Origin of the sequence: Bremerella cremea, assembly GCF_039541315.1 — a bacterium.
Lineage (GTDB): Bacteria > Planctomycetota > Planctomycetia > Pirellulales > Pirellulaceae > Bremerella > Bremerella cremea.
This window is the reverse complement of the sequence record NZ_BAABFZ010000003.1, coordinates 283,283-296,661: the sequence shown is the minus strand read 5'-3', so window position 1 is coordinate 296,661 and position 13,379 is coordinate 283,283. Positions and strand designations below refer to the sequence as shown.

Below are 13,379 nucleotides of genomic sequence, written 5' to 3'. Positions count from 1 at the left end.
CAACTCGTAAATCGAGGTAAGCCAGGACTCTAAGGAACCCGCGGGCTGCAATGTATGGGGGAAATGGATTGGATCCCCCCGATAGAAGTTGCTGTGTTAATTTGGGTAATTATAATCCGACATGGATCATCCTAAATGTCGGGTATTTCGCCACTTTGCGTTTGCCTACCCCGATTTTTGATTCCGGGACTTCCCTCCCGAATTGCGACACGAAGTCGCTGTACCAACTCAACATACAAGTTCAGCTTTAACTGAAGATAAAAAGGTTTGCCAAATGACCGTTCGTCATGCGAGTAAGCTAACCCGAGCTCAACGCCGCGATCTCAATAAAAAGAACCGAATGCTTCGGCAAACCAAGAAGCGAGTCATGCAGCATGAAGCGTTGGAAACGCGTCAGTTGCTTACGACTCCGCAGCTTGTGGGCATCCAGCCCAACAGTGGCGAACTGCTGCAAGAAGGGGACATTCGTGGCATCTCCCCACGCTCGCTGACGTTCAACTTCGCCGATCCAGTGATCGCAACCGATTTCCTGGACGAGTCGACTCTGGCCGATGGGATCCGCATCACGCGAGCTGGCCAGGATGGTCAGTTGGGAACGGCGGACGATGTGATCATCACCGGTGCCGGCTCGAACTTTGAAGGCTTCATCGGCTTTGGCGATCAGCCGAATCAGGTCGTGGTGCGATTCGGGGAAGCACTGCCAGACGACTTGTACCGAATTGAGATCACCGATGCATTGCAGAATCTGGCCGGCGAAACGGCCGCTCCGTTCACCCGCAACTTCGAGCTGAACCTGGCACCTCAGGTGATGTCGGTCGTTCCACAGCCAATCGAACGTGACGATGTCACTGGCGAGTTGGTGATGCAGACCGACAAGATCTACGTCTACTTCAACAACGACGATCTTGATCCCCAACTGGCCAACAATCCAGACTACTACCAGCTGACTTTCCAGCAGCCAGTCGACGCGAACTCGACCAATGCTGACCTGGGCAATGCCCAAGGTGAACTAGCCTTCTATCCGACTACGGTGGAATACGATGCCGAATTGGACAGGGCCATTCTGACCTTCGCCAACGACATCGATAAGCTGGTCGATCCTGCTTACGCCGATGCTGGTTTCGCCACGGTGTTCCGTCTGCAGATTGGCGTTCGCGGTATCATCTCGAAGGACGCCCAGGTTCTTGATCTGACCATCCCAGGGGCAGCGAACCCAGGCACGAGCTTCGATACCGCTTACGACTTGTCGAACTCGAGCGGCACGCTGCAAGGTCCTGAAGGGATTGAAGACTATACCAATGCCAACCTGCTTAACGGCAACCACGAGTTCCTTGTAACGCAGGTACCAAGTGCCGCACTGCATGGCACCACGTTCACCATCAACGATGGCACGAACTCGGTCACCTTCGAGCTCTCGATCGATGGCACCGGCACCAGCGGTAACACGATCATCAACATGAGCCTGATCGGTCCGACATCGGTCGATCTGGCGGCCGCGATCCGCGTTGCGATCACTAACTCCGGGCTGAACGCCACCGCAACCGAAGTCACGGGTTACAGCGAAGCTCGCACCAAGCTGCGTGGTACTGTCGAAAACCGCGTCACCATGACGGTCGGAACGAAGTCGACCGGTATCATCGTCGATCGATCGCAGTCGATCATCATCTCCAGCGAAATTCGCAACAACACTTCGTACGACCTCACACTGCCAGGCGGTAACGACGAACCAGGTCACCGCGACATCGAAGTGGGTGGTGAAGAGCACTTGGAAGATGGTGCTCAAGACACCAACGGCTACGGCGTTGAAGTCATCACCTACAACTTCCCAGACATCTACGGCTACGATCCTGGTAGCACCAGCCAGACCGCGCTGTACAACCAGATCACCGAAGCTCAGAAGCAGCGCGCTCGCGAGATCTTCGAGATCTACGGCTTCTACGCTGGCGTGACGTTCGTCGAAGTCCCGAACAGCATCGAAGCGGACTACGGTATCGTCACCGGTGACCTGCGTGCGATTTCCGCGAACATCATCACAGGTGTAGGTGGTGTTGCCGGTTTGGCCGGTAACTCGAACCTGCCGGATGGTCGTCGTCTGGCGATCATGGAATTGGCCGACCATAACGGTGTTGGCGACGACGAACTGGGCGCTGCATGGCAGTCGACCGCCTTCCACGAAATTGGCCACTTGCTGGGGCTGGATCACACCTACGATTTGCCACCAGGAACGCTCATGGGAGCGGACAATGAAGCAGATGGCAACTACAGCTACGTCACCAGTGTCGAATCGTTGTTGCCAGGTGATTTCGATATCAACCACCTGCAGCACCTCTATCGTCCAGACGTCATCGATATCGACATGTACCGTTTCGAGATCAGCGAAACGGGCACGCTGTCGGCGGAAATCGTCGCCGAACGTCTGGCCGACGCCAGCCAGTTGGATGCCGCTCTGACTTTGTACCGTTTGAACGGTAACGGCAGCTACTCGGTGATCGGTCGCAACGACGACTACTTCAGCGAAGACTCGTTCCTGCAGATGTCCCTGGAACCTGGCGTCTACTTCATTGGCGTTTCGGCCAGTGGTAATAACGTCTACGATCCGAACATCGAAAACTCCGGTTTCGGCGGTACTAGCGAAGGTGCTTACAACCTCCAGATTCGCTTCACGCCAACCGCCAACGATGCCCTGCGAGACACGGGTGCTTCGGTCTCGGAACTGAGCACGATGGTTGTCCGTACCGGTGGTGAAGGCTTCCAAGATGGCGACACCATTACGCTGAAGGATGGCACCAAGACAATCACCTTCGAGATCGACATCGTCGCGACGGAAGGCGATCCGGTCGACCTGAACAATCCGAACAACGTTGCGGTGCAGTTCCTAGCAAACGCTCGTCGGAGCGAAGTGGTTGCCGCCTTGGTCAGCGCGATCAACTCGGCTGATTTTACCGTTTATGCCAATGCTACTGACAACCGCATCGAACTGGGCAACCTGGGCGCGACGTCGCCCATCTCGCTGTCGTCGGGCATCATCCAGAACAAGGCTCTGCTGATCACTGGTGGTACCTCGGCAGGTGCCGCACTGGACGGCGACCTCGATGGTGTCGCTGGCGGGGCTTTCAACTTCTGGTTCCGTGCTGAACCAACCCAGGACGCCAACCTCGATGACGCAACGCCTCGTACGTTCATCGTCGATGCTTCGTACAACGGTGTCGGTGAAACGGGCTCGCTGACGCAGCCGTTCAAGACAATCGCCGCTGCCATTGCCGCTGCGACTGCTTCCGGTCGTGGTGACGTGATCCGCGTTGTCGGTATTCAGCCAGATGACGACCAGAACGTACTGGCAGACAATGTTGCCTACCTGATCGGTCAGAACCCGTTCAACACCACGCAGGCCCTGAAAGATGGCCGCGACATCATCCTGCCGCAGGGCGTGACGATGATGATCGATGCGGGTGCGATCCTGAAGTTCTCGAATGCCAGCATTCAGGTCGGTAGCACCACGGTGACCAGCGACAACAGCTTCTCGTCGCTGCAGGTTCTCGGTATTCCAGAACGTTTCGACGCGTACACCGATGCCAATGGTAACGTGATCGAGGATACCGAACGTAAGAATCTTCGCGTCACGATGACTTCGTACCGCGAAACCACCTACCTCAACGGTTCGACCGGATCGACTGACAAGGTTGGTCACGCCAGCAACACCCAGGCCAACGCCGGAGCAGGTAACTGGGGCGGTATTCTGTTCAACCAGCAGGTCGATAAGCAGCAAGGTCGCGGCAGCTACGAAGACGCCGGTATCTTCCTCGACTCGATCATTGGTGCCGACATTCGCTACGCCGGTGGTGTGGTGCGTGTGAACGGTGCCTCGGTCAACATGTCGCCAATCTACATGGAAGAAGCTCGTCCGACGGTGAATTACAACGTGATTCACCTGAGCTCGAACTCGGCCTTGTCGGCAGACCCAAACAGCTTTGAAGAAAGCCGCTACACCGTTTACGACGGCGTGGTCGCGCTGTTCACGCCAGACGTGACCCGTGTTGGTCCGGATATCTTCGGCAACCGAATCGTCGACAACTCGACCAACGGTATCCAGGTCCGTATCAGCACGACTCCAGGGCAGCCAGTGGACACGTTGACGGTGGCTGGCCGCTTCGACGATACCGACATCGTCTACGTCATCCAGGACACGCTTTACGTTACCTCGACCCCCGGCGGCATGACCTCGAGCAATCAAGAGGTCATCAAGATCGATCAGCTGCAGGGTATTCAGGTCGGTGACCGGATTGTTGTGAACGCGGTTTCTTCGACGAACCAGATTCGTACGTTGAATATCGTCTTCACGAACAACCCAACGGGCGCGACCTACGAAATCCCGCTGAGCGTCTTCCACACCGAAGCCGACATCGCCGGTGAAGTCGCCCGGTTGATCAATTACTTCCGTCGAGCCGAACTCTACTCCGGTTCGCCAGGCCCGATCCTCGACATCGCTGCCACGGCAACGGGCAACGTGGTCGAAATCTCGGGTACCTACAGCATGTCCACCGTCAACCCAGATGGTGGCATCGCAATCGAACAGCTTTACCATGCTCGCTTCGACGCCAGCCTGGTGGTCGACCCGAACGTGGTGGTCAAGCTGTTCAACGCCCGTATCGAAGTCGGAATGGGTGCCAACCTGATCGCCGAAGGTGCTCCTGGCCGCCCAGTGGTCTTCACTTCGCTGCTGGATGACCGATTCGGGTTCGGTGGCACGTTCGACACGAACAACAACGGCGACCTGAGTGTTCCAACCCCAGGCGACTGGAGCGGTATCTACTTCGCTCACGTGTCGTCAGGTAGCCTCGACAATGTCATCATCGCCTACGGTGGTGGTGACTCGACGGTTGCTGGTGGTTTGGCCAACTTCAATGCGGTTGAAATTCACCAGGCTCACGTTCGTATTACCAACAGCACGTTCGAGTACAACGACGACGGTCAGGGTAGCAACACCGGTGGTGCGACCCGTGCTGGTCACATGTCGAACGACGACGCGGTGGTCTTCGTACGCGGTGCTCAGCCAGTCATCGTTGGTAACAACTTCCGCTACAACGAAGCCAGCGTGTTGAGCGTCGATACCAGCTCGCTCGATTACAAACTGATCGACGACTGGGGCCGTTCGACCGGCAGTGCCAATCTGCAGGCAGGTCTGGGCGACAACCAGGGTGCTTTGATCCGCAACAACCTGCTGACTGACAACAATATCAACGGTATGGTTGTCCGTGGTGGCGTGCTGACCACGCAAAGCGTGTGGGACGATACCGACATCGTTCATGTCGTCTACGACACCATCTACTCCGACAACTTCCATACTTACGGTGGTATCCGCCTGGAAAGCTCTTCCACGCAGAGCCTGGTGGTCAAGCTGTTGGGCTCGTCGGCTGGATTCGTGGCAACCGGTCATGAAATGGCAATCGACGATCGTATCGGCGGCATGCTGCACGTCATCGGTCAGGCCGGCTACCCAGTGATCTTCACCAGCCTCTACGACGATACGGTTGGTGCTGGTTTCACTCAGGATGGTCGTCCGCAGAACGACACCAGCAACGACGGTTCGACGACCAATCCAGTCCCAGGGGCATGGCAAGGTCTGACGATCGAAGAGTTCGCCAACGACCGCAACGTGCAAGTGGTGGTCGAAACCGAAAATAACGGCCTGTCGGGTCCCGGTATCAACGGTACTCCGCAAACCTCGCAGAACCTTGGTATTCTGGCGACCGACGAATACGGCGGCGACGACAACCAGCGTCTCGGCTTCGAGGTCAACGGTTACATCAGCAACCCATCGGACATCGACGTCTACCGCTTTGAAGCTCAGCCCGGCACCGAAGTCTGGTTCGATATCGATCGCACCAGCTACGACTTCGACGTGGTGTTGGAACTGATCGACAACAACGGCAACGTGATCGCCGCTTCCGATAACTCGATCGACAACACTTTCTACGGTCAGGGTGCTGCTCTGGCAGTCACCAACCCGCTGCAGAAGTCGGGTGATTACAACACCGACCATTGGTCGACCAACCCACGCGACGCCGGCATGCGAGTCGTCCTGTCGGGTGCTGCCGGTCAGTTGAGCGAATACCTGATTCGCGTTCGCAGTGCGACCGACGACGCGGGTGCCGGTTTGACGAGCGGTGTTTACCAGTTGAACATCCGCCTGAGCGAAGTCGACGAACTCGCCGGTTCGACGATTCAGTTCGCGGACATTCGTTACGCCGAAAACGGTATCTCGATCTACGGTCAGCCAGGCCACTCGCCAGTCTTGGGTGAATCGGCCGACGTCGAAGACAACGACACCAAGGGCAGCGCTCAGAACCTGGGCAACGTGTTGAACTCGGATCGTGGTGCAATCAGCGTCGCTGGTGAAATCGACGACGAAGAAGGTACCGACGTCGACTGGTACCAGTTCTCGCTCGACTTCGACGGTATCCAGGCCATCGCCGGTCAGTCGAACACCAACCAGTATGCCTCGCTGGTGATCGACCTCGACTTCGCCGCCGGTGCTGGTGGTCCGAACACCGTGATCTCGGTCTATACCGCGGATGGCACGCTGGTTTACTTCGGTGATCGCAGCTCGGTGAACGACGATCTGGTGAACCCAGAAAATCAGGCCGACTCGGATAACTACGACCCGGCCCGCGGTTCGGAAGGCGTGAACGATCCTTACATCGGATCGATCATGCTGCCAGCCGGTACCCCGGACAACCCGGTTGTCTACTATGTGGCGGTCAGCTCGAACGGTCAGTTGCCAGCCCAGATGGATCAGTACTTCACCGCCGGTTCGTCGAACGCCAACGTTCGTTTCGAGCCAGTCAACTCCGTGATTCGTATCGTCGAAGATCACATCTCGACGCCATACAACCCGAACTCGACCACCAACTCGACTCCGACGCCTCCGCGGGACGACTCGATCGTCGCTGCCGAGAACGTCAAGGGTTACACGCTCGCCGACCTCAGCATGTTCCTGGTCACCGACGAAGGGGTGCAGACCTCGAAGTTGTGGCAGGTCGATCCATTCACGGGGGCTTTGGAAACGCTGATCGGTAGTTTCGGCAGTGCCGTTTACGACCTAGCGATGGCTCCGGATGGAACGCTGTACGCGTACAACATTGACGAGATCTCGCCAGTTACCGATGGATCGAACGGTAACCTGCTTTCGATCAACACCGGTAATGCAGCGACGGCGGTCATTAACGACGACGCTCTGATCACCTACTTCGACAACAACGGCAATGCCGCGGTTGCCAATGTCGGTTTCCATTACAACGGTACGACCTTCCGTCGCTCGGGTTCAGGCAACCCGGAAGGGACCGCCTTGTATGCCATCGGTAACCGCAACGGTGCCAACACCGCGGCCAGTACCAATGCCAACGTCCTGTTTTTGATGGATGGCTTTGGGGATGATATCGGTGAGATCTCGTCGACGCTGCCGCAGGATCAGATCAATGCTTCGCTGAACAACGTGGGTCAAACCAATGCCAGCGGTGCTGCGATCCAGGGACGTGTTGACACGAATGATCATAACGGTGGCTTTGTCACTGGTATCGCCTGGAGCGACAATGAACTATATGCAGTGACGGACCGGGGTGACCTCTACCGTCTGTCGAACAACGGTGTCATTACGACCGATGTTGACGACGACATTAATCTGACATTCATTGGTAATTACACCGATCCAGTCACCGGTAACCCGATCCAGTTTGAAGGGCTCTCGGCCGGTCCAGATCGTCCTGGCGACGACGGGGTCGAAGACCTCAACGGTGTGTTGTTCATGATTGCGTCGAACGGCGATATCTACGCGGTCGATGGCGATGGTGAAGCTCAGCACCTGTTCCAGGGTGGGCGTTCGATGATCAGCACTGGTGTCAGCGGTATCACCGGTATCGAGTTCGGTACGCTGACCGAGAACCTCTGGAACATCCAGAGCACGCTGGAAGACACCTCGCAAGGTCACGGTGTCAGCGTTCCGGTCGACGTCTCGCGGAATGCGACCATCGATGACGGCAACACCACGATTTACTTCGGTAATCTCGACCGAACTTATCAGTCGGGCAACACGGCCAATGGTAACGCCAGCCAGTACACCTACGACTTCCCAGGCGGTGCCCACGGTTCGGTGATCACCGATACCTTCAGCCTGGAAGGTTACTCGGCTGCCGATGCTCCGACGTTGTACTTCAACTACATGCTGGATGGTGGCCAAGGCGACTCGCTCCAGGTCTACGCTTCGGCCGACAACGGCAATTGGGTACGCCTGGGTGCCAATACCTTCAGTGCCGACGAATGGCGCCAGGCCCGTGTCGCTCTGGATCGGTTCGCGGGTGAAGACAATATTCGCCTGCGATTCGACTTCACTACCGGTGAAGGGATCGACTTCCAGGGTGTCGCCCTGTCGGGACTCGACTCTGCAAACCCATACGTTGGTCAGCAGGTTCGCGTGGCGGAACTGCGTGCCGTGACGGGTGCCGATATTGAAGATGGAAGCACCTTCTCGGTTACCGATTACCTCGGTGACGGTGGCACGGTGAACTTCGTCTTCGAGAAGGGCCAGTCGCTGTCGTTCGACAGTGGTGCCCGCTTCTTCGATCACCTGGTGTCGAAGACCGATGCACTGACCAGCGGTTTCTCGCTGTTCGATGTCAATGGAATCGAATACGAATTCCTCTACATGCTCGACACCGATCCAACGTTGCCGCCATCCGGCGTTCGTGCAATCCGTGTCTCGCAGGGTGATTCGGCTGCTGAAATTGCTGCCGCAACTGCCTTCGCGATCAATCAAGAAAACATCCCTGGCGTAATCATTGCAGGCGAGGACCTCAACTCGTTCAACATCCAGGGTGTCCAGAACATCGTCCAGAGCAATCTGCCACTGGGCATGCATGTCACCGGTAACTTCGATTTCTCGATCGATCCAGCTGACTACGACGATCCGGCTTACGCCAACATTATCCGAATCAGTTCGTCTGACACGGCAGAAGAAGTTGCCGAGAAGATTCAGACGGCTCTGAACGTGATGATGGCGTTCGACGCTTCGGAACAAGGCTACATGGTCTTCGAGCGATACGAAAACATCGTCTACATGTCGGGTTACACGGCAAATGTCGGCAATACCCAGATCGGCTATCACCGAACTGGGGACGCCTTCGGTGCTAACAATATCGTGACCACAAATACGGCAACGCCATTCGGTACCGCACCTGGTCTAGACAACGCTGGCTTCACCGGGGCGTTCATCGACGACATCATTGTCGGTTTCGCCGAACGTGGTGAAATGGTGACCGGATCGAATTCGGGTACGACCGGATTCATCCGCAATCCATCGTTGCCACTCGGCTTGCCAAACAGCCAGAACCTGACCGGCACCTATCAGTTGGAAATCCGCCGTGGTGTCGACTATGGTACCCCAACGGGCGCTTCCAGCGGTCGCCAATTGCAGTTCGATAGCGGTTTCAGCTTCGATACCAACGATCGGTTGGTCCAGGGCTACTCGATTATCGCGGTGGCGGGTGCCAACCTGCAGACTGGCGACCAGATCCGAATTGGTGATGGTACCGACTTCGTTACCTTCAGGTTCTATGATCTCGCCTCAAGCATCGAGCAGTTCAAGCGTGACAGTGGTCTGTCGACCGATCCAGAAGATGGCCTGATCGAATATGACAAGGCTGCTGGTTACTACAGCATCGGCTACTCGGCAACGGATTCGGCCGCCGAAATTGCCGAGAGACTGATCAATGCCATCAACGACCACGAAGGGCAAATCGCTCGAGGCTTGCTCAGCACTTCGATTGGTGGCTTGGGCGTCTACGCTCAGCTCAACTCGCGAACCAATACCGAGGAAAGCAACCGCGTCGATCTGGCCGCCAAGAGCGTGTCAGACGTGGTGATCCTGGAAGATTCGCTCGATTCGGACGACACGGTCCGTACTGCGTTCGACCTGGACCTGAACGGTGCTGTGATCGAGAACTCGGTCAACGGCAGTGTGATGGTTCGTACGATTCAGGGCGAGCTGGGCGACAACGACCCACGCGACATCCTGGCGAACGTAGCCGATGTCGACATGTACCGCTTCGTGATGAAAGCTGGTCAGGTAGTTTCCTTCAATCTGTCGACCGCCCTCGGGTCGGTTAACGGGTTGGGTGCCACTTTGAAGCTGTTCATGGAAGGTAGCAACGAGTTTGGTATTCCAACCGGTGTGGTCGGCAATGCATTGACCTTAGTCGCCGGTGGCAGCCCTGGTGAATTCTCCTTCACCGCCACTGCCGATGGGGTCTACTACGTCGCGATTGCTGGAGATAAGGTTCCAGCCGCAGGTGGAGCAGACACTCCGCTGCACTACAACCCCAACAAGTACGGTTCAACCGACCCGGCTCGCCAGGTCGAAACCTACAAGGGGGATTACGTCCTTCAGGTGAACGTGACCGAGCCGGGGCCAAACGTGACCCTTTACGACGTACAGACGTTCCGCCGTTACACGGGTGGTGCGGATGCGGAACGTTCGGCTCTGCGGGGCGACTTCATCTTCATCGACTACGACCAGCTTGGTGGCAACGACTTCGAGTTGATCGGAGATCGAAACCGCATGCGAGATCAGGGGCAGATCATCATCAGCTCCAACAAGATCTCGAATTCGTCGAACTACGGTATCTTGATCGATGCTGGTTCGCGAGTGACGATCGCCGACACGCTGTCCAACGGCAACCGACCTCACCAGGGTGCGCCGATTAACATCCCAAGTGCGTTGAACGAACAGCGATACGCTACGGGTGTGACGGTCACCAACAACGTGATCTACGATAGTGCCGTCGGTGCTTTGCTTTACAGCGGCGACAGCAACACGGGTAACGGACCAGACGGTGCGGTTCCATTCGGTCGCATCATCAACAATACCTTCTACGGAACGGGCAGCACCGATGTTGGTGTCCGCGTTGAAGAAGGTGCTGGCCCAACCCTGATGAACAACATCATCGCCAACTTCGGCACCGGTGTTCAGGTGGTAGGTGCGACTTCGTCCGCCAGCACCGTTCTGGTCAACAACTTGTTCCAGGACAACACCACGCCAACGACTGGCGTCTCGGTCCAAAGCGGTTCGATCTTGCTGGCATCGGGTGAAACGCTGTTCATCGATGCGGCGAATCGAAACTTCTACCTGGCAGAAGGCTCGCGTGCGATCAACGCGGCTCGTACCTCGCTGCCAGAACGTGACGAAGTTCGCCGAGTGCTCAATGCTTTGGGTATCAAGGGGAGCTCGCTCCAGGCACCTGCCCGCGACATCACCGGTCAGTTGCGTTCGGACGACTACCAGAGCCCCGTCTCGGATGGTAGCGGTCTTTCGCCACTGGTCGACATCGGTGCTTACGACCGATCGGACTTCACCGGCCCGACTGCTTACCTGACCAATCCTCAGGACGACGACTCGGATGGTCGCGATCTGGATGAAAATCCGAACCAGGTTCAGTGGATCGACGGTCCGCTGACCAACATCTCGATCCAGCTACTGGATCAGGGAGAGATCACCGATCAGATCGAAGGTGCCGGTATCGATGACAACACGGTGACCGCCAATTCGGTCATCCTGGAACGAATCGCTGGCGGCGTGACCACGCAACTGGTGATCGGCGTCGACTACACATTCGACTACGACGCGACGAACAATATCATTCGTCTGGTTCCGATCTCGGGTGTGTTTGAACAAGGTGTGCTCTACAAGATCACCCTGGTCAGCGATCCTGATTCGCCAGATGTTATTCGCGACCTGGCTGGCAACTCGATCGAGTACAACAACCAGTACCTGGGCGACGATGGCAATGGCAACCAGGTGCTCATTCCAGAAACTCGCTTCCTGATTCAGGTGGGCGGTCTGGTCGACTACGGTGATGCTCCAGATTCGTACGGTACGACCGCCGAATCGGATGGTGCACGTCACCAACTGCGAACCGACTTCTACCTTGGTCAAAGCATCGACGCCGAACTCAACGGTCAGCCGACCGCGGATGCCTCGGGCGATGGCGACAGCGACGACGGTATCTACATCCGTAGCGAAGACCCGGCAAACTCTGGTCAGTTCCTCGACTTCGTCCTGCGAAGTGGTGTGAACAACCAAATCTTCGTCACGGCAACCGTCCCAGCAGGTAGCACCGAATATGGTTTCCTGGATGTCTGGATCGACTTGAACCGCGACGGTGTGTTCCAGGATTCGGAACAACTGGTTATCAGCGAAGCGTTGACGATCGAAGCGATCGATCCTGCTTCGACGATGGATGGTCTGGGGCAACTGATTCCGATCACCTCGCAAATGCTCAACGGAGCGGTTGCAGGTGAAACGATGGCTCGCTTCCGCTACAGTTCGACGATCGGTCTGTCGGCCACCGGCCTGGCGGAAGACGGGGAAGTGGAAGATTACCTGGTGACGATCGCCGATGCCGGTCCGAACCCATGGCACAACTCCAACAACCCCTATGCGATCTCGAAGGGTGACAACATTGTCACTGGCCTGGATCTGTCGATTCTGATTTCGGAACTGCGAAATCGAATTTACACCCTGGATCCTACCGGCGAGTTCCGCAGCGACACTCAGTCGACAAGCGGCATAGACTACCGACCAGAGAACGTCGCTGATGCAGATGTCGTAGCTTACTTTGACGTCAACAACGACCGTAAGGTAACCAACGCAGACGTTCTGGCGTTGTTGAATTACCTGCGAGATCCATTCGCGCCATCGCCAGAAGCGATCGGTCAGATCGAGATGGGCGAAGCTTACCTCGGCGGTATTTCGGAATCGGAACCGGAAGCCGACTCGTCGGGAACGACTCAGTCGCCAACGGTCACTTCGCCGGTTGTTACCAGCCCAGTGACCTCGTCGAGTCAGTCTTCGGTAAGCGAAAGCCTGCAGACCGATTCGATGGTCAGCTCGTCGATCGACGTCTTCTCATCTTCCTACTCGGAACTGCAGATGAAGCCGGCGACCAGCCTGATGGGCCTGACGACGGTTGGCTCCAGCTCCGTATCGAATGTCGACGGTACGCTGGTTGACAGTGCGATCGCCCTGGACGGCCTGTCGGACGACGATCAGTTCGACGCCCTGATGGGTGACCTCGCCGACGACCTGAGCACGACTTGGGACGGCAAGCTGTTCGACGACGAAGCGGAAGGTGAATCGGAAGATGCGGACGAGCTGGAAGACCTGCTCACCCTGATCAGCGAAGCCTCCAGCAGCTAGTTCGCCGCGGGACAAACGTTAGAATCCAAAAAGCCCGGCAGGTAATTACCCGCCGGGCTTTTTCATGCGCGGATAGGTTGATCGTAATAACGAAAGGCAACGCCAGCTTGTGGGAAAGAAACTCCCCTGCAGA

Annotated in this window: 1 protein-coding gene; it reads left to right on the top strand. The window is 56.8% G+C overall.

The window, feature by feature from the left end; genetic code table 11:
• Nucleotides 1-274 precede the first annotated feature (274 nt).
• Entirely contained in the window at nt 275-13,246 is a 12,972-nt protein-coding gene (locus ABD890_RS03380) for a GEVED domain-containing protein (RefSeq protein WP_345085883.1), read from the top strand.
• The last annotated feature ends 133 nt before the right edge of the window (nt 13,247-13,379 follow it).

Bases quoted from the DNA above. Each gene is read 5' to 3' on its own strand.
- ABD890_RS03380 (WP_345085883.1), top strand. From the start codon at position 275: ATGACCGTTCGTCATGCGAGTAAGCTAACCCGAGCTCAACGCCGCGAT.